Annotated in this window: 18 protein-coding genes; 13 read left to right on the forward strand and 5 right to left on the reverse strand. The window is 72.1% G+C overall.

Features of this window, described 5'->3' with window-relative positions; genetic code table 11:
- Positions 1-4 precede the first annotated feature (4 nt).
- The 3 genes from C4U03_RS24195 to C4U03_RS24205 are packed head-to-tail and all read left to right on the forward strand — an operon-like array spanning position 5 to position 1,561.
- A complete protein-coding gene (locus C4U03_RS24195; protein ID WP_103940321.1) occupies positions 5-355 on the forward strand; it encodes an ArsR/SmtB family transcription factor in 351 nt (116 codons plus the stop codon).
- Positions 355-846, forward strand: a complete 492-nt coding sequence (locus C4U03_RS24200; protein WP_103940323.1) for an SRPBCC family protein — start codon at positions 355-357, stop codon at positions 844-846. The genes C4U03_RS24195 and C4U03_RS24200 overlap by 1 nt, the downstream gene beginning before the upstream one ends.
- A 34-nt stretch (positions 847-880) precedes the next feature.
- Complete coding sequence (locus C4U03_RS24205) at positions 881-1,561, forward strand: DUF998 domain-containing protein (protein WP_103940325.1); 681 nt, start codon at positions 881-883, stop codon at positions 1,559-1,561.
- A 211-nt stretch (positions 1,562-1,772) separates the two neighbouring features.
- Here C4U03_RS24205 and C4U03_RS24210 read toward each other — a convergent pair whose 3' ends face one another.
- From C4U03_RS24210 to C4U03_RS24220, 3 genes are read right to left on the reverse strand one after another with little or no spacing between them, the layout of a single operon-like run.
- Entirely contained in the window at positions 1,773-2,813 is a 1,041-nt protein-coding gene (locus C4U03_RS24210) for an ABC-2 transporter permease (protein ID WP_103940327.1), read from the reverse strand.
- Positions 2,810-3,700: an ABC transporter ATP-binding protein gene (locus tag C4U03_RS24215; protein WP_103940329.1), complete on the reverse strand. Its 891-nt coding sequence runs from the start codon at positions 3,698-3,700 to the stop codon at positions 2,810-2,812. The genes C4U03_RS24210 and C4U03_RS24215 overlap by 4 nt, the downstream gene beginning before the upstream one ends.
- Positions 3,697-4,089, reverse strand: coding sequence for a GntR family transcriptional regulator (locus C4U03_RS24220; RefSeq protein WP_103940331.1), 393 nt, complete (start codon positions 4,087-4,089; stop codon positions 3,697-3,699). The genes C4U03_RS24215 and C4U03_RS24220 overlap by 4 nt, the downstream gene beginning before the upstream one ends.
- Before the next feature lie 223 nt (positions 4,090-4,312).
- Here C4U03_RS24220 and wrbA point away from each other — a divergent pair, with 223 nt between their 5' ends.
- From wrbA to C4U03_RS24260, 8 genes are all read left to right on the forward strand, one after another.
- Entirely contained in the window at positions 4,313-4,942 is a 630-nt protein-coding gene (gene wrbA / locus C4U03_RS24225; RefSeq protein ID WP_103940333.1) for an NAD(P)H:quinone oxidoreductase, read from the forward strand.
- Between the two features lie 335 nt (positions 4,943-5,277).
- A complete protein-coding gene (locus C4U03_RS24230; protein ID WP_103940335.1) occupies positions 5,278-6,471 on the forward strand; it encodes an ATP-binding protein in 1,194 nt (397 codons plus the stop codon).
- A gap of 270 nt (positions 6,472-6,741) precedes the next feature.
- The gene (locus C4U03_RS24235) at positions 6,742-7,770 is read left to right on the forward strand and encodes an alpha/beta hydrolase (RefSeq protein WP_103940337.1); all 1,029 of its coding nucleotides are present in this window, start codon (positions 6,742-6,744) and stop codon (positions 7,768-7,770) included.
- 302 nt (positions 7,771-8,072) lie between these two features.
- Positions 8,073-8,369, forward strand: a complete 297-nt coding sequence (locus tag C4U03_RS24240) for a hypothetical protein (RefSeq protein ID WP_103940339.1) — start codon at positions 8,073-8,075, stop codon at positions 8,367-8,369.
- Entirely contained in the window at positions 8,354-8,680 is a 327-nt protein-coding gene (locus C4U03_RS24245; RefSeq protein WP_103940341.1) for a hypothetical protein, read from the forward strand. Before C4U03_RS24240 ends, C4U03_RS24245 begins: the two co-directional genes overlap by 16 nt.
- 10 nt (positions 8,681-8,690) lie before the next feature.
- Complete coding sequence (locus C4U03_RS24250) at positions 8,691-9,701, forward strand: MvdC/MvdD family ATP grasp protein (RefSeq protein WP_103940343.1); 1,011 nt, start codon at positions 8,691-8,693, stop codon at positions 9,699-9,701.
- Positions 9,702-9,844: 143 nt separating this feature from the next.
- Positions 9,845-11,506: an ABC transporter ATP-binding protein gene (locus C4U03_RS24255; RefSeq protein WP_103940345.1), complete on the forward strand. Its 1,662-nt coding sequence runs from the start codon at positions 9,845-9,847 to the stop codon at positions 11,504-11,506.
- A 381-nt stretch (positions 11,507-11,887) separates the two neighbouring features.
- Entirely contained in the window at positions 11,888-13,426 is a 1,539-nt protein-coding gene (locus tag C4U03_RS24260) for a serine/threonine-protein kinase (protein WP_103940347.1), read from the forward strand.
- A gap of 341 nt (positions 13,427-13,767) precedes the next feature.
- Here C4U03_RS24260 and C4U03_RS24265 read toward each other — a convergent pair whose 3' ends face one another.
- Together C4U03_RS24265 and C4U03_RS42005 are read right to left on the reverse strand one after the other, a co-directional pair.
- Positions 13,768-14,658 carry a MauE/DoxX family redox-associated membrane protein gene (locus tag C4U03_RS24265; RefSeq protein ID WP_146087500.1) on the reverse strand — a complete coding sequence of 297 codons (891 nt, stop codon included), beginning with the start codon at positions 14,656-14,658 and terminating at the stop codon, positions 13,768-13,770.
- Positions 14,655-15,899: a hypothetical protein gene (locus C4U03_RS42005; protein ID WP_235018085.1), complete on the reverse strand. Its 1,245-nt coding sequence runs from the start codon at positions 15,897-15,899 to the stop codon at positions 14,655-14,657. The genes C4U03_RS24265 and C4U03_RS42005 overlap by 4 nt, the downstream gene beginning before the upstream one ends.
- A 317-nt stretch (positions 15,900-16,216) precedes the next feature.
- On the opposite strand from C4U03_RS42005, the gene C4U03_RS24280 reads away from it, so the two are divergent.
- Both C4U03_RS24280 and C4U03_RS24285 read left to right on the forward strand, forming a co-directional pair.
- Entirely contained in the window at positions 16,217-16,759 is a 543-nt protein-coding gene (locus C4U03_RS24280) for a SigE family RNA polymerase sigma factor (protein ID WP_103940349.1), read from the forward strand.
- 116 nt (positions 16,760-16,875) lie between these two features.
- A complete protein-coding gene (locus C4U03_RS24285) occupies positions 16,876-18,489 on the forward strand; it encodes a long-chain fatty acid--CoA ligase (RefSeq protein ID WP_235018086.1) in 1,614 nt (537 codons plus the stop codon).
- Positions 18,490-18,588 lie beyond the last annotated feature (99 nt).

The following is an 18,588-nucleotide window of genomic DNA, read 5'->3' on the forward strand; positions in this document are numbered from 1 at the left end:
AAATATGGCTCAGGATGATCCGCTCAGCGTCACGTTCGCCGCGCTCGCCGATCCGACGCGGCGGGCGATCCTGGCGCGGCTGGCCGAGGGCGAGGCCACGGTGGGCGAGCTGGCGGAGCCGTTCGACGTGAGCCTGCCCGCCATCTCCAAGCACCTGAAGGTGCTGCAGCGGGCCGGGCTCGTGGAGCAGGGGCGGCAGGCGCAGTGGCGCCCGTGCCGGCTCCGGCCGCAGCCGCTCCAGGAGGTGGCCGCGTGGATGGCGCAGTACCGGGAGTTCATCGGCCAGAGCTACGACCGCCTCGATGACTACCTGCAGGAACTTCAGCAGGACCGCGAAAAGGAAGAGGGAAAGTGATGGGCAGCGAGACGACCACCGTGACGACCGAGGGCACCGAGCTGGTCATGGAGCGGGTGTTCAACGCACCCCGCGAGCTGGTCTGGGCCGCGTTCACCGAGGCCGAGCACGTCCGCCGCTGGTGGGGTCCGAAGGGGACGACTGTCACCGTGGTCGAGATGGACGTGCGGCCCGGCGGCACCTGGCGGTACGTCACCCACGGGCCGGACGGGCAGGACGCCCCCTTCAAGGGCGAGTACCTGGAGGTCGTGCCGAACGAGCGGATCGTCCGCACGTTCGTCTTCGACGTCGAGCCGTTCAACGACCACAGCGCCGTCGAGACCCTGACGTTCGAGGACCTCGGCGGGCGGACCAAGGTCAGCACCCGCTCGCGGTACTCCTCGCGGGAGGCGCTCGACGGGGCGCTGGCGGCCGGCATGGAGCAGGGCGCCACCGAGACCTACGACCGCCTCGCCGACATCCTCACCGAACTGACCACCGGCCTGAACTGAGCCGCACCCCGGCACGCTGGAAGGAACACGGACGATGACCTCCCTCACGACCACGCCACTGGCCGCCCCCGCCCTGCCGGCCGTGTCCGCCGACCGCACCACCCGGACGCTGCTGGCCGGCGGCGTCATCGCCGGGCCGCTGTTCGTCACCGTGGTGCTGGCCCAGGCGCTCACCCGCGACGGGTTCGACCCCCGGCGGCACCCGCTGAGCCTGCTCGGCCTCGGTGACCTCGGCTGGATCCAGATCGCCGACTTCGTGCTCGCCGGGCTGCTGTTCCTGGGCGCCGCCGTCGGCCTGCGCCGGGCACTGCATCCGGGCCGGGGCGGCACCTGGGGCCCGCTGCTGGTCGGCGTCATCGGGCTGTCCATGGTGTGGGCGGGGGTCTTCGTCGCCGACCCCTACCAGGGCTACCCGGTGGGCGTCCCCGAGCAGGCCACCTGGCACGGGGCCCTGCACAACATCGCCCCCGCCCTGTCCGGGCTGGCCCAGGGCGCGGCCTGCCTGGTGATGGCCCGCCGGTACGCCGGGCTGAAGCGGCGGGGCTGGGCGGCCTACTGCGTGATCACGATGGTGGCCGGCCTCGTCCTCAACCACGCCGCCATGGCGGTCGGTGACTTCCGACTGATGCTGGCCGGCGGCGTCATCGCCTGGCTGTGGGTGTCGGTCGTCATCGCCGACGTCCTGACCGGCCTGCGGCCCGCGGCGCGGCACTGACGCCAGGGGCCTGATCACCGAGAACGCGGAAGACCGGGACCGTGCGCCGCACGGCCCCGGTCTTCCGCGTGGGCGGTGCCCGGGCGACCTGACGCCGGCTCGCCGGACCCGATGCGGCCGGGCGGCATCGGGGAGACCGCCGGCGGCGCGATGGGCAGGGCCGTTCGCTCCCGGTGACCACCATCGGCCTGGGTCCTGAACGACCGGTCGTTCAGGACAGGCGGCGGATGCGCCAGAAGCAGAAGGCCGTGAGGCCGAGGGTGAGGACCATGTAGATCCCGGTCTCGGTCCACTGGAAGGCCCAGAAGCGGTCGGCGGGGTGATACGACACCTCTTGCCGGTAGCCGAGCCGGTTGAGCTCGTTGAGACATGGATCAGGCCCCTGCTGCCTGCGGTCGCGGAGCGCACAGGGGCCTGACGCGGTGGACACGGGGAGGACGCCGTGGACCTCGTTTCCGGACTTGTCGATGAGCCGGGTGGACAGGACCCAACCGCCCTTGTCGGGTGCCATGGCCCGCAGGTGCACGTCCACTCCTTCATCGGGCCGCAGCCCGAGCTGGTTCAGGTTCGAGGTACTGAGCTCGACGGTCGCATGGACGGGTGCGCGCAGGTGCGGGCGGACCAGCAGCGGCATGGCGACCTGTACGGCGGTGAAGACGGCCAGGGTGACGGCCATGGCGGGCAGGGCGCGGCGGACCAGCATCCCGACGGCCACGCCGAGGATGAAGGCGAAGGCCGCGTAGCCGATGGGGGCGATGCCGCGCACGTCGAACAACAGCGGCCCCATCCTCGGGAAGCCGGGATCGTTCGCGGCGCCCGCCTGGTCGAGAGGGCTGGACCACCAGCTCAACGCGAGGCTGGCCAGCCCTGCGGTGGTCATGACGGCCAGGCCGGTGAGGGCGAGCTTGACCGCCAGCCAGCGGGTGCGGGTGATGCTCTGGTTCCACACCAGCTGGTGCGTGCCGGACTCCAGCTCCCGCGTGATCATCGGCGCTCCCCAGAAGAGCCCGATCAGGGCGGGCAGGGCCAGCATGACGGCGGTGAGGCCGAAGAAGGGTGCCTGGTTGTCCTGGAAGAAGCCCTCCCGGAACCGCGCGCAGTCGCTGCCCTGGGCGGTGCAGGCGGCGATCCCGGCGGAGTAGTCGTCGGCCAGGCCGGGGCCGGTGAGGGCCAGGACGGCGGCGAGCGCGGCGAGCGCGGCGGCCGTCGCCACCGCCGCGGCGCGGAACTGGCGCCAGGTCAGCCAGATCATCGCTGGACCTCCAGGGCGGGCCGACGGCGGGTGGCGGCGGACTTGTGCAGGTAGGCCAGGATCAGGTCCTCCAGGCTGACCTGGCTGACGGTCCAGGCGGGGTCGTGGATCGGGGCGTCGGTGCGTACCAGGAAGGTGCTCTGCCGGTCGGTGTGGCTGGCGGAGACGACATGCTGGTCGGCGGGCAGCCGGGCGGGGTCACGGCGCGGCCCGGTCAGCCGGTGGTGGGCGGCCAGCAGTTCCTCGACCTCGCCGGCCACCTGGACCCGGGAGTCCACCAGCACGATCAGATAGTCGCAGGTGCGCTCCACGTCGGAGACCAGGTGGGAGGACAGCACCACGCTGAGCCGCTGGTCGACGGCGGCCTCCATCAGGCTCTGCAGGAACTCCCGGCGGGCCAGCGGGTCCAGCGCGGCGACCGGCTCGTCCAGGAGCAGCAGCTCGGGCCGCTTGGCCAGTCCCAGCGTCAGGGCGAGCTGTGCGCGCTGCCCGCCCGACAGCTTCCCCGCCTTGCGGGCGGGGTCCAGGCCGAGCCGCTCGATCCGCTCGCGCGCCAGCGCGTCGTCCCACCCGGGGTTGAGCCGGGCGCCCAGCTTCAGGTGCTCGGCGATGCTCAGCCCGGCATAGGTGGGGGTGTCCTGGGCGACGAACCCGACCTTGGCCAGCTGACCGGGACCCGCCCCGGGGCTGCCGCCGAGCACCGTGATGCCGCCCGTGGTCGGCGTCAGCTGTCCGGCGGCCAGTTTCAGCAGCGTGGTCTTGCCCGCGCCGTTGGGCCCCACCAGGCCCACGATGTGCCCGGCCGGGATGTCCAGGGTGCAGTCGCTCAGCGCCCAGCGCTTTCCGTACCTTCTGCCCAGGCCCTCGGCCCGCAGGACGGCGCTCACGCTATGTCCTCCTGAGCGGCGTTCCGAAAGGTGGTCATGAACAGCGCCTCGATGCTCTCGTCGTCGAGGCCGGCCCGGCGGGCCTTGGCCAGCCAGCGCCGCAGCTCCTGACGCAGCGGGCCGTGCGCGGCCAGCGAGGCGTCGGCCAGCGTCGTGGTCACGAACGTGCCCACCCCCGGCCGGGCGGCCACCAGGCCCTCGTGTTCGAGCTCCCGGTAGGCCTTGAGCACCGTGTTCGGGTTGATGGCCAGCCGCGCCACCACCTCCTTGACCGTGGGGAGCCGGTCGCCCTCGCGCAGCAGGCCCAGCCGCAGGGCCTGCCGCACCTGGCGGACCAGCTGTTGGTACGGCGAGACACCGGACCGCTCGTCCAGATGGAACTCGATCATCGAAACCTCATTTATCTAGTGTCCTAGTACTTTAGGACTCTAGAGATACCCGCTGTCAACCCGGAACGAGGGACACCGGCCGGCCGCCTTCCTTTGCGGATGGCCGGTATGAGGGGTGAACGACCGATACGGTCCCTTCGTGTAAAGCGGCGACGGATCGGCGGGGTCACCGAGGCGATGACCGGTCCGGCCGCACCACGGACAGGTGAGTTGAGGAGCGTTCATGTCCTATGACCTGAGCGGTCAGGTCCGGGTGGCCGTCATCTACTACTCGGCGACCGGGACGGTGTACGAGCTGGCCAAGACGGCGGCCATCGCGGCGGAGAAGGCCGGGGCCGAGGTACGGCTGCGCAAGGTCAGGGAGATGGCCCCGCAGGAAGTGATCTCCGCCAACCGGATGTGGACCGAGCACGTCCACGCCACCCGGCACATCGCCGAGGCCGGTCTGGAGGACCTCGACTGGGCGGACGCGGTGCTGCTGGGGGCGCCCACCCGGTACGGGATGCCGGCGGCGCAGCTCAAGCAGTTCATCGACACCACCGGGCCACTGTGGGGACAGGGCCGGCTGATCAACAAGATCGCCTCGTCGTTCACCGCGACGGCCACCGCGCACGGCGGGCAGGAGGCGACGATCCTGGCGCTGAACAACACCTTCTACCACTGGGGCGCCATCATCGTCCCGCCCGGCTATGCCGACCCCGTCCAGTTCCGCGCCGGCAACCCGTACGGGACGAGCCACACTTCCCAGAACGGCGAGATCCCGCCCGGGGACGTGCAACTGGCGGCGATGGAGTTCCAGGCCAGGCGGGTGGTGGACATCGCCCAGGCGTTCAAGCGCGGCCGCATCGGCTGACCGCCCGCACCCGCGCCGGCCATGCCGCCGGACGCCCGTGACGTGCGGCGGTGACCGCTGTCGGACACCGCGAGGGCTGTCCGGAGCACATGTGCGCAGGGGCGCGCGGGACCGTCCGAAGCGCGTGACGGAGGGGCGGGCGTGCGCTACTGTGTTCGAACCGTCGAACACAGGTTCGACGTGCGGTGACGTGCGGTGAGGTGCCGGGAGGCGGCATGGTGGCGACGCGTGCGGGCGCTCAGGCCCGGTGCCGGGGTGCGCGGCACGCGACACGCCGCAGTGCTTTCTACGGAAATCTACGGCCCCAGGTATACGAGCTCATACAGTCCGAGAGCGTGGACCCCGTGCGCAACCCCTACGCCCCGGGCGCCGGGCAGCGCCCGCCGGAGCTGGCCGGGCGCGACCGCGAGCTGCGGCAGTTCGAGGTCGTGCTGGAACGGGTGGCCCGGGGACGGCCCGAACGCAGCATGATCATCACCGGGCTGCGCGGGGTCGGCAAGACGGTGCTGCTCAACACGTTCCGGTCGATGGCCATCCAGCGGCTATGGGGCACCGGCAAGATTGAGGCCCGGCCCGAGCAGTCGATCCGCCGCCCGGTGGCCTCCGCCCTGCACATGGCGATCCGCGAGCTGGCGCCCCGGCACCGCGCCCCCGAGCGCATCGAGTACTTCCTCGGCGTGCTCAAGGCGTTCGCCCAGGCCGGTGAGGAGGCCGGCGGCAAGGGCAGGGCGCGGGCGCACCGCTGGCAGCCGGGCATCGAAGTCCCGGCGGTACGGGGCCGGGCCGACTCCGGCGACCTGGAGATCGACCTGACCGAGCTGTTCGTGGACGCCGCCTCGGTCGCCACCGATCTCGGGGTCGGCATCGGGCTGTTCGTGGACGAGATGCAGGACGTGCCCGCCGACGACGTGTCCGCGCTGTGCGCCGCCTGCCATGAGCTGTCGCAGATCGGCGGCCCGCTGATCGTGGTGGGCGCGGGCCTGCCGCACCTGCCGGCCGTGCTGTCGGCCAGCAAGTCCTACTCCGAGCGGCTGTTCCGGTACGCGCGGATCGACCGCCTCGACCGCGCGTCCGCCGACCTCGCCCTGCTGGCCCCCGCCGAACGCGAGGAGGTCACCTTCACCCCCGAGGCGCTGGACGCGCTGTACGAGGCGGCCGACGGGTACCCGTACTTCGTCCAGGCGTACGCGAAGGTGGCCTGGGACATCGCACCGGCCAGCCCCATCAACGCCGAGGACATCGAGGTGGCCGCCCCGGAGGCCGAGAGCGAGCTGGCGGTGGGCTTCTTCGGCAGCCGGTACGAGCGCGCCACCCCCGCCGAACGCGACTACATGCGCGCCATGGCGATGCTGGGCGACGACCCGGTGCCGACCGCGGCGGTCGCCGAGGAGCTGGGCCGCAAGCCCTCCAGCCTGTCGCCCGCCCGGGACGGCCTGATCAAGAAGGGCCTGATCTACAGCGCCGAACGCGGCCTGGTGGCCTTCACCGTCCCGCACTTCGGCAAGTTCCTGCGCTCCCAGCCCACCTGACGCCCCGGCGGCCCGCCCGCCTCTGCGGCTGTCTACCGCCGTCTACCGATTCACCTAGAGAGCGGTAGACGGGCCTACGGGCCTGTGGTCTCAGGAAATCTAGGCATGTCTGGCCTTGATCCTAGAGAGCGCTAGATTTCGCCATGCTCTCGGGCCGACGGCCGTTGGACGACCTTGCGGGCGCTGCTCGCAGCTGAGTGGAGCGACGCCGCATGGGCCTGTGGACCTAATGCATCCTGCGTGCCCCGGCCATTACTCTCCGGGTCGACGATGACCCGACCCCGTGAGGAGGTGCCCGAAGTGCTGACGGACGGTGATCGGGTCGAGCCCGTACCGGCCCGCTACGAGGCGGCCGACCTCGACCGGCGGCTGAGCGGCGGGCACCAGGTCGCGTTCGCCGACGGGGAGATCCTGACGCTGGCCTGCCGGGGAACGGACGCGGTCGCCCATGTCTTCGACCTGGAGATCCCAATGGTCCCCGTGGGCGCCGCCGGCCTGCTCGCGCTGTCGCTGCGGGTGCCTCGGCTGGAGGAGGCGATCGTGAGCTTCCACTGTGAGGCCGAGCCCGCCCCGGACCGGCCGCCGGGGTACGGGCTGTGGCGGGGGCCGAAGGCGCCGCCGCCGGTGCGGCGGGCGCCGGTGACGCTCGCGCAGGTCCGGACGGTCCCCCTGCGCAGCGCCGCGCTGGGCGGGCCGCGCACGCTGCGGGTCTACCATCCGCCGATCCCGCCCGGCGCCCCCCGGCGGGTGCTGTTCGGCACCGACGGCGAGGCGTGGGAGCAGGTCGTCGAGCCGCTGATCCGCGACGGCGCGCTGCCCGCGATCATCGCGATCGGAGTGGAGAACGGCGGCCCGGCGAGGCTGCGCGAGTACGTCGCCGGGATCGACCGCGTGCGGTTCGCCGCACACCGCCGGTTCTTCGCCCGGGAGGTCGTCGGCTGGGCCGAGCGCGAACTGGGGATCTCGCCCGACCCCGCACACCGGGCGGTCGCCGGGGTCTCCAACGGCGCCGACTTCGCCGCCGCGATCGGCGTGCTGGAACCCGGCCGCTTCGGCGGCGTCATCGCCCTGTCATGCGGCCGGATAGACCCGCGGCGCGTCCCTCCGGGCCGGGGCGGCGCGCGGCAGTGGCTGGCGGCCGGGACGCTGGAGCCGGGGTTCCGCAAGGTGACCGGCCGCTGGGCGGACGCCCTGGAACGGGCCGGCGTCGAGCATGTGCACCGGGTCCGGGTGGCGGCGCACGACCCGGCCATGTGGGGGCAGGAGGTCGCCGCAGCCCTGCCGTGGATCTTCCGGTGACGGGCGCGGGATCTCCCGGCGACGGGCGCGCGGGCCGGATCCGGTCGTACCGCCGGGTCCGCAGGTCGGATCCGGCCGTACCGTCGCAGGTCCACGGGCCGGTCCGGTCGTACCGCCGGGCGCGGGCCGGATCCGGTCATTCTGTCGGGTCTGCGGGCCCTTGACGGCTTTGGTGGCCCTGTTCCGACTGTCCGGTTTGAGTCTGTGGGCCCTGGGCGTCCACCCGGGGCCGTGAGAGCGTCGAAGCAGTCCAGCAGAGCGGGAGGAGGCCCCATGCCCCTCTGGTCACCGGTGGCGGCAGGATGACCTTCCTGCGCCTCGACCCTCCGGAACTGACCGGGACGAACATGGTCGTCCGCGCGGTCCCGGCCGACGCCAGAGCGCTCCGCAGGTCCGATCCGCACGCCCCCTTCGCCTATCTCTACGAGCAGCCGCCGCCGTTCTCCCCGGAGGAGGACATCGTGCTCGCCGCCGGCCACTACGACGAGGTCAACCTCGTGTGGTCCTTCTCCGGAGAGATCCACGGCATCACCGGCATCACCGAACCCCGACCGTCCCCCGAATCCCTCGAAGGAGGAGCCCCATGTCCACCGTCCTGACCAAGAACCCCCTGTGGACCAGCCGGTCCATGCTCCCCAGCGAGCCCCTCAAGCTGGAGGAGTCGGTGCTGAACCCGACCACTCCCGAGGAGTCACGCCCGCTGGCCTATCTCTACTGCGACTGGGACCCGGGCATCAGCGGCGACAGCTCGCCCGAGGTCGAGTTCGGCCACTACGACCCCGTGACCCAGACCTGGGACGACACCAACAGCCCCATCAAGGCCGGCGTCATCACCCAGACCAGGCGGTGGACCGAGTACGCCCCGGGCACCGGCTGGTGGGACTACGTGTCCGACGACGCCTGCCAGTAAGGGCGGCGGAATGACCTCAGCCCAGCCGACCGTGCTGATCCTGACCCAGGAGTTCGATCCCACTGTGGACCCCGTCGTCCGCAGTCTCGGGGAGAAGGGCGCCACGGTCGTACGGGTCGATCTGAGCTACTTCCCGCAGCACCTGTCGTTCACCACCGCGAACTTCGGCGGTGGACGGCGGGTGCTGCGGCACCAGGACCGCACCGTCGACCTCCAGGAGGTCTCCGGCGTCTGGTACCGCCGCCCGACCGCCTTCGTCTTCGACGAGACGATGGGCGAGGCGGAACGGCAGTTCGCGCACAAGGAGGCCCGGCACGGCATCGGCGGGATCCTGCGCGGCACCGACTGCCTGTGGGTCAACCGCCCCGACCTCGACGCGGTCGCCGAGCTCAAGCCCTACCAGCTCACGCTCGCCGAGAAGGCCGGGCTCCACGTCCCCCGCACCCTGCTCACCAACGACCCGCAGGAGGCCGCCGCGATGGTGCGCGACAGCCCCCGGCCCGTCGTCTACAAGGCCCTGAGCGGCGGGGTGGTCCCCTACCCCGGAGGATTCCCGAGCGGGCTGCTCACCACCGTGGTCGGTGACGAGTTCGCCGAGCACGCCGAACGGGTGCGGCACACCATCTGCATGTTCCAGGAGTACGTGGAGAAGGCCTATGAGATAAGGCTGACCGTCATCGGCAACACCTACTTCCCCGTGGTGATCCGTTCCCAGGACAACGACGCCACCAAAGTGGACTGGCGGGGCGCCGACCACCAGCCCTACGGGGACTACGAGCCGCTGCCCGAGGAGGTCGTCAAGGGCGTCCAGGCGCTGCTCGGGGAGCTCGGCCTGGTCTACGGCGCCGTCGACTTCATCGTCACACCGGAGGGAGAGTACGTCTTCCTGGAGGTCAACCCGGGCGGCCAGTTCATCTGGATGCAGCACGAACTGGGCCTTCCGCTCAGCGACTGCATCGCCGACCTGCTGATGGCCGGCGGCCCGTTCCACCGCGACGAAGTCACCCAGGTCGGCTACTGAACGGCGAAACGGCAGCGCCGCCGCCCATCACACTGCGGCGCACACCCGCACTGCTGGGCCGGGCGCTCCGGCTGGCCTGGACGGCCGCGCCCGCTGAACTCCTGCTCGTCGTCATCCTGCAGGGGATCAGCGGGCTCGGCCTGGTGCTGCCGATCGTGGCGGGCCGGGAACTGCTCGGCGCCCTGACGGCTCCAGAGAGCATCGACCGGCCGACGGTGGTCCTACAGGCGGCCGTGGTGCTGGGGCTGCTGGGCCTGCTCGGCCTGGCGGGCGCGGTGGGGCTCGGCCGTGACGAGATCCTCGGCGAGCTCATCAACCGGCACGCGCAGCGGCGCATCCTGGACGTGGCGTGCTCGGCCGAGCTGGAGGACTTCGAACGCCCTGCCTTCCACGACCGGCTCGGGCGCGTGGCGCAGAACGCCGGGTCGCGCGCCCACCAGCTCGCCCAGTCCCTGGTCGCGCTGGTGCAGGCGATGATGGCCGCGACCGGCGTGCTGGTGACCGTCATCGCGATCGAGCCGGTGCTGGGCCTGGTGACCCTGCTGGCCGGGCTGCCGCTGTGGGCGGCCGGGGTCCGCAGCGGCCAAGTGTCGTTCGCCATGGCCTTCCAGCTCACCCCGGTCGAGCGCGAGCGCGGCTACCTGCTCGGCCTGCTCACCGGCCGCCGCCCGGCGACCGAGATCCGCGCCTTCGGGCTGGCGCCCTACCTGCGCGGCCGCTGGGAGCGCCGGACCGACGAACGGCTCGCCGAGCTGCGCGTGACCGTGCGGACCCGGCTGCGGATCACCCTGGTCGCCAGGCTGGTCAGCGGCGCGGCCATCGGGGCCGTACTCGGCCTGGTGGTCCTGCTGGTCTCGACCGGCCGGCTGACGGTGCCGGACGCCGGCGCCGCGGTGGGCGGGATCCTGCTGCTGACCGGCCGGCTACGGTCGGCCGCGCTGGGCACCGACCAGCTCTTCGAGGCGGCCCCGTTCGTGGCGGACCTGGACGCCTTCCTGGCGGACGCCGAGCCGGGACACGACACCGGCGCCCGCGTCGCGGCCCCCACCGGCTTCCAGCGGCTGACCGTCGAGGACCTGACCTTCACCTACCCGTCGGGCGCACGACCGGCACTGCGGGACGTCCACCTGGAGATCCGGGCCGGTGAGGTGGTGGCGCTGGTCGGGGAGAACGGCTCGGGGAAGACCACGCTCGCCAAGCTGCTGTGCGGCCTGTACCGACCGCAGTCGGGGCGGATCCGTTATGACGGCGTCGATGTCGCCGACCTCGACGCCGATGAGCTGCGCGGCTCCCTCACGGTGCTGTTCCAGGACTTCCAGCGCTACGTGCTGCCGGCCGCCGACAACATCGGCGTGGGCCGCTGGGAGCGGGCCGACGATCGGGAGCGGGTACGGCGGGCGGCCGAGCTGGCGGGCGCCGACGGCTTCTTGTCCGCCCTCTCCGACGGATACGACACGCTGCTCGGCCCGGAGTTCTCCGGCGGGACCGACCTGTCGGGCGGTCAGTGGCAGCGGATCGCGCTCGCCCGCGCCTTCTTTCGCGACGCGCCGTTCGTCATCCTCGACGAGCCGACCGCCGCGCTCGACGCACGCGCCGAGCACGAGCTGTTCCAGCGCATCCGGACCCTCTTCGCAGGCCGCACGGTCCTGCTGATCTCGCACCGCTTCGCCACCGTACGGTCGGCCGACCGCATCTACGTACTGGCGGACGGCCGGGTCGCCGAGCACGGCACCCACGAAGAGCTCATGGCCAAGGCAGGCCGCTATGCGGAACTGTTCACCCTGCAGGCCGCCCACTACCTCTGATCGAGATGGTCCGTGGCCGGAGTCGTCGGCGCGCAACGGTGGGGGCCGCAGGTCAAAAGGCGATCGTTCTCGGGAGTGACGTGGGCCGGTGCGCACGAGACCGTCAAACCTGGATGAGCTTTATCTGGAAGACATATCGGCGGGAGCCGGATCGGGCCACGATGCCATGCTGGTTTACGGACATGGCCTGATGGCTTCGTTGTGCGGCCGGTTCATGGTCCCGGCGTGTTCCGCCACTGATCCGGTGAGATGCGGGCGAACTCGGGTGCGTACCTGAACTTATTCGTCGTACACCCGGTCTTTTCTCCTGACAGGATTTGGCCGGAACGCCGAAAGGCGCAACGGTCCACCACCGGTGGTGTTCGACGGGGGGCGCACAGGATGGATCCTCTCCTACCGGGTGATCCGAGCCGGGTCGGCGATTACGAGTTGCTGGGCCGGCTGGGCGCGGGCGGGATGGGGCAGGTGTTCTACGGCCGCTCCCGCAGCGGCCGGCCGGTGGCGGTGAAGCTCATCCATCCCCAGCACGCCGGGGAACGGCGGTTCCGCGCCCGGTTCGCCCGGGAGATCAGGGCCGCCCAGCGCGTCAGCGGCTTCTACACCGCGCCGGTCGTCGACGCCGACCCTGAGGCCCCGCAACCCTGGATGGCCACCGCCTACATCCCCGGCCCGTCCCTGCGCGCAAGGGTCCGTGAGCACGGCCCGCTCTCTTCACGGGAGGTCCGCGCGCTGGGCGCCGGGCTCGCCGAGGGGCTGGCCGCCATCCACACCCATGACCTGGTGCACCGCGACCTCACCCCGGCGAACGTGATCATGGCCGCCGACGGGCCCCGGATCATCGACTTCGGGGTCGCCCGCGCACTGGACGCCAGCGCGATGACCGAGATCGGCGGCCTGCTGGGCACCGTCGCCTACATGTCCCCGGAACAGGTGCACGGGCAGCCCGCCGGTCCCGCCTCGGACGTGTTCTCCCTGGGGTCCCTGCTGGTCTTCGCCGCCACCGGCCGCAGCCCGTTCGACGCGGCCACCGTCCCGGCGATCGCGCAGCGGGTCATCGCCGGGGCGCCCGACCTCGGTGAGATCGCCGGTGACCTGCGGGACCTGATCGACGGCTGCCTGGCCAAGGACCCGGCCGACCGCCCCACCGTGGACGAGATCCTCACCCGCCTCACCGCACCGGAGCCCGCCGCCGTCCACCTCGCCCCGGGCACCGGCCCGAACGGCCACGACAAGGCCACCGTCCCCGACCCACCGGACCGGCCGACCGTGCCGGACGTCACGGAACGGGACGCCGAACCCCCCTCCTCCAACGGCAACGCCGACGCCGACGCCGACGCCGGGGAACCTGCGCGAAGCCCGACCCCGGCACCGTCCGCGACATCGGACGGCGGAGACAACTCGGCCGGGACCGCGATCGGTCTGGGCGGCGTGGCCGGGGTCGTCCTCGTCATCATCGTCATCGTCATCGGCGTCGGCTACACCGGCACGGACATCCGGCTCGTCTACGCCACGGGCACCCGGCCGGCCACCGCGAAAGACGACTGGCCGGACCAGACGCTCTCCTGGCGCATCCCGGCGGGCGGCCGCATCGACACGACCTGGCGGGTGCCCCCCGGGTCCCGGGTCGTCGGCCTCGACGGCTACCTGGGACGGCGCAGGTCGGACGTAATGCCGCCGGAGAAGTGCCAGGGGCAGGTCGAATGGGCCATCTCCACCGACCGGACCCGGATCGCCGGCGGTGTCGTGACCTTCGACAAGCGGAGGGTCCGCAGCGCATCCCTGAACCGCTTCAAGATCAAGGATCGGCCGGGCACGGTCCGGCTGACCGCCCGCCGCATCGACCGGAGCCCGTGCGCCATCCTCCTGGAGTGGGCCGGCGCGGGCCTGGACGCACCGGGCCGAGGCCCGCTGTGGCAATGACCCCTGACGATGACGGACACCCGGCCTCGGCCCCGATGCCGGTGGCGTTCGGGCGTACCGGCGGCTCAGCCGGAAGCACGGCGGCGCGGACGGTGCGGTCGCGGTGGGCGGAGACCGTCACGACGGTCAGCCGGACATGACGTAGTACGGGCCGGGCTCCTCGGTGACGGGTGCCCCGGTGCCGGTGGCGTTCGGGCGTGTCGGCGGTTCGGCCGGAAGCAGTGACCCCTAGCGGTGACGGGTGCCTTGGCGTCGGCGTTGGTGGCGTTCGGGTGTGCCGGTGGCTCGGTCGGGGCGTGGCGGTGCGGATGGTGCGGTTGTGGTGGAGGTCGCCGCGATGGTCAGCCGGACATGATGTAGTGCGGGCCGGATTCCTCGGTGTCCTCGATGGCGGGCGACTCGGCGTGGGTGGCGTTTGGGTGTATCGGTGGCTCGGTGGGGAGTACGGCGGCGCGGACGGTGCGGTTGCGGTGGGCGGTGGAGACCGCGAACACGACCTCGACCTGGTGGCCGTTCTGGTGGGCGGAGTAGGCCAGGAAGCGCCAGCAGCCCTCGCGCCAGACGTCGAGTGGGTCGCCGCCGTCGAGCATGTGGCGGTGTCGCCGCCAAGGGTCGCTGCGCCGTAGGGTCGCGTACGTCTCGGTCAGTGGGCTGCGGCGGCGTTCGCACGGCACCGTGGGGCGCTGCCGGCGTCGCAGCAGTGCGGCAGGTTCGGGGGACAGGGCGGCCAGCAGCGCCAGTTCCAGGCCGCACAGTGCCCACACCTGCCACGGGCCGGTCCGCGCGATCTGGACTCCGGTGTCCGTGGCGCCCAGCGTCGCGAAGGCGGCGGCGGCCAGCAGGGCCGTCCGGGCGATGTCGCGCAGCCCGACGCGTTCGTCGCTCAGCCCGCCGAAGCAGCCGCACCCGGCGTCGGGGGTGCGTTGCCTCAGCTCGGCGACGACCCAGGTGGCCGCCGCCAGCAGGGTGGCGGCCGCCGCCCGTACCGCCGGGTACGGGCACAGCATCAGCCCGGCGCCCAACGTCACCTCGGCCAGCCCGAGCCCCGCGGCCACCGGACGGCTGCGCCGCAGCGTGACCGCCCACCCGGTGGCGGCGGGAGGCTCCGGGACACCGTGCACCGGCGGGGGACGGACCGGCACGGGCTCACGGACCAGCAGCTTGGCCAGACCGGCCCCGGCCAGCACCATGGCCAGCAGGAGCACCTGGGCGTCGACGGCCGGATCGATCATGGCGGACCCTCCACGGCGGGGCTCCGCACCACGGCGGTGGCGGCCAGATCGAGCGTGACGTTGAAGCAGCCGGCGTCCAGGTCGCCGCCGAGATCGGCGAAGCAGGCCGGGGTCAGCTCGACGATTCGGCCGCGCGGGGACGTCCCGCACTCCACGCACCGGTCGCAGTAGCGGGCGGCGACGCAGCCGCACTCGATCACCGGCACCCGGGCGGCACGGCCGTTGCACTCGTTGCGGACGATCAGCTCACTGCCGTACGACAGGTAGGGCAGCGGGGCGCATCCCTGGGGAGCGTCCACACAGCCACCGGCATCTCCTTCCGGATCGACCGCTGGATAGGCCGCCCCCCGCAACGCACCGCCGATACCCGCCATAAGGCCGTCAGGTCCGGACGGCCTGGCACTGTGCGGAGCAGGGTCTTGCCGCTGAGAGCCGGACGCGCTGCGGCCGGGTGGTGCGGCATCGTGTGAAGAGGAGCCTTGCCACCCGGAGCCGGACGTACCGCGGCCGGGTGCGCCGGGGTGCGGTCCGGGGTGGGGGGCCGGTGAGCGTAGGTCGCCGAACCAGGTGGCGGTGCCTCGTACGGTCGTGGACGGGGGTGTGCCGGCGGCTGGTGGGGTGAGGCGGTTGGCGCGGTGGCCGGGCTGGGAGGTGCCGGGGCGTACGGCGCGCGGGCCGTCCGGGGAGCGTACGCAGATGACGTCCATCAGGTAGCCGGGCTCCAGGTGGGGATGCCGTACGAGGACCCGGCCCAGGGCTCCGGTGGAGATGCTCACGTGGGTCCGGCCGCGGTGGGGCCCTCCGTCCACCTCCACCAGCCGGCCGTCGTAGGACAGGATCGTCCCGGTGACGCGCATGATGTCGACCCAGACACGGTCGGCCCCGGGCCCGTCCGCACTCGGCCGTACGATCGCCTCCCGTCCGGGGACCAGTACGTGCAGCCCGGACCTGCCGCCGTACCAGATCGAGGTGGAAGGGGCCAGCGGCAGCCGCACCGGCTCGGCGTCTCCGGTGTCCAGGATCAGCAGGTGGGGGCTGGCGTCCACGATGGCCCCGCACACGGCGTGCGGCCCCGGCACGGCGCCCCCGTGTTCAGTGGCCGTGCCGGGGCGGACCCGGGCCTCCTCCCGCGCGGGCGGCCCGGTACGGGTCGACGCCGCGGGGCCGGTCTCCGCGGCGAGCGGAGCGCCGAGGACCGCCCGGCCGCGCAGCCGCCGCCGGTCTCCGTCATGCTGGGACATCAGCGCTCCCGGAATGATCGTTTGACGGCGGTGCGGTAAGGACGCTGGTCAAGGCTGGCCGTTCACCGCCCGAATGTCGACGGATATGTCGGATTGGATCGGTCGTCAGGATGAGGTTCTCCGCACCGGGGTAGAGGATTCCTCTCCGGGTTGACCCGAATATGCCCTTTTTGTTGATCCGGAATTACGATCTTCGTGCGAGGGTCGAGACGACGGCATGTGAGTGCTCCGGTCCGCACCGACCGGCGCGACGGGTCACGGCGCGCCCGGCGGACCGGGACCAAGGCTCCGCACAATCCCCTGGGGTCGGTGATCAGGTGAGCAGGGCGGCGAGGCACGAGGAGTTCCGCCAGTACGTCTCCGCCCGGGGGCCGGTGCTGCTGCGGTCCGCCATGCAGCTCACCGGCGACCGCACCGAGGCCGAGGACCTGCTCCAGGTGGCGCTGGCCAAGACCTACCTGGCCTGGGATCGCATCAACGACCGCTCGGCGGTGGACGGCTACGTCCGGCGTGCCATGGTCAACACGCAGATCTCCTGGTGGCGGCGGCGCAAGCTGGACATCTACCCCACCGACGTGCTGCCCGACCAGCCCGTGGACGACCACACCCGGCGCAGCGAGATGCGCGACGCCCTCTCCCGCGCGCTGGACCGGCTGCCCAAGCGGCAGCGGCTGGCGGTGATGCTGCGCTACTACGAGGACATGTCCGAGGCGGAGATCGCCGAGGTGCTCGGGGTGAGCGTGGGAACGGTGAAGAGCACCGTCTCCCGGGCGATGGCCAAGCTCCGCGACGACACCGACCTGGGAAACGACTTCACCGCCTCCCCCGAGGTGATCGACACCACCGACCGCAACCAGTGAGCCCGGCCCCGTGCGACTGCTGACATTTGCGCCGCACCGTTCGACAATTCGATCGGCAACTCCAACTGAGCCTGTTCGAGATCACCCCCCACCGGAGGCGCCCAGTGTGGAGCACGATGCAGGACGGCCCCCTGACCATCACCTCGATCCTGCGGCATGGCACCGACGTGTTCGGCGACGGCGAGGTCGTCACCTACACCGGTGAAGGCACACGTCGCAGGTCGTACGCCGAGCTGGGAGTCCGCGCCGCACGGCTGGCGGCGGCGCTGCGCGGGCTCGGTGTCGACGCCGACCAACGCGTCGCCACGTTCATGTGGAACAACGCCGAGCACCTGGAGGCGTACTTCGCCGTGCCGTCCATGGGCGCGGTCCTTCACACGCTCAACCTGAGGCTCTTCCCCGAGCAGCTCACCTACATCGCCGACCATGCCGAGGACCGGGTCGTCATCGTGGACGGCCGGCTCGTCCCCCTGCTGGCGGGCGTGCTGGCGGACATGAAGACCGTCCGGCACGTCATCGTCACCGGCGAGGGGGACCGTACGCCGCTGGAGGGCGCGGGCAAGGAGCTGCACGACTACGAGGAACTGCTGGCCGCCCAGCCCGGCGACGGTTTCGACTGGCCCGACCTGGACGAACGGTCGGCCGCCGCGATGTGCTACACCAGCGGGACGACCGGCAACCCCAAGGGCGTGGTGTACTCCCACCGGTCGGCCTACCTGCACTCCATGTCGGTCTGCACCGGCAACGCGGTGGGCCTGAGCGCCGCCGACAAGGTGCTGCCCATCGTGCCGATGTTCCACGCCAACGCCTGGGGGTTCCCCTACGCGGCGGTCATGGCGGGGGCGTCGCTGCTCATGCCCGACAGGTTCCTGCAGGCCGAGCCGCTGTGCCGGATGATCGAGGACGAACGCCCGACGGTCTCCGGCGCGGTGCCCACCATCTGGGGCGACGTGCTGCGGCACGTCCGCGAGCACGGCGCCGACCTGACCTCGCTGCGGATGGTGACGTGCGGCGGGTCCGCGGTGCCCGAGGCGCTGATGCGCGCCTTCGAGGAGATCGGCGTCCGGATCGTGCAGGCGTGGGGGATGACCGAGACCTCGCCGCTGGCCACGATCGCCCACCCGCCCGCCGGGGCCGCCGGTGACGAGCACTGGCGCTACCGGGCGACGCAGGGCCGCGCGCTGGCCGGGGTGGAGGTCCGGGTGGTCGGCGATGGGGACGTGGTGCTGCCCAAGGACGGCCGGTCCGTCGGCGAGATCCAGGTGCGCGGGCCGTGGGTCACCGGCGCCTACCACCGCGACGAGGACCCCGGCCGGTTCCACGACGGCTGGCTCCGCACGGGCGACGTCGGCACCGTCTCACCGGACGGCTACATGGTGCTCACCGACCGCGCCAAGGACGTCATCAAGTCCGGCGGCGAGTGGATCTCCTCGGTGGAACTGGAGAACCATCTGATGGCCCATCCCGACGTGATCGAGGCCGCCGTCGTCGGGGTGCCCGACGAGCGCTGGGCCGAGCGCCCGCTGGCGTCGGTGGTGGTGCGCGACGGCGCTCGGGTGAGCGCCGCCGAGCTGAAGAAGTTCCTGGCAGAGCGGGTGGCCCGCTGGCAGTTGCCGGAACGCTGGGCCTTCGTCGCGGAGATCCCCAAGACCTCGGTCGGCAAGTTCAGCAAGCGCACGCTCCGGCAGCGCTACGCCGACGGGGAGATGGAGGTCGTCCGCGTGGACTGATCCAGGCCGCCGAGCCCGTCGTCATGACGGGTTCGGCGCACCCCGTCACGCTATGGGACGCATATTGGTGATCTTGTGGTGCATGCTGCGGAAGTGGTG

Origin of the sequence: Thermomonospora echinospora (genome assembly GCF_900108175.1) — a bacterium.
Classification (GTDB): domain Bacteria; phylum Actinomycetota; class Actinomycetes; order Streptosporangiales; family Streptosporangiaceae; genus Thermomonospora; species Thermomonospora echinospora.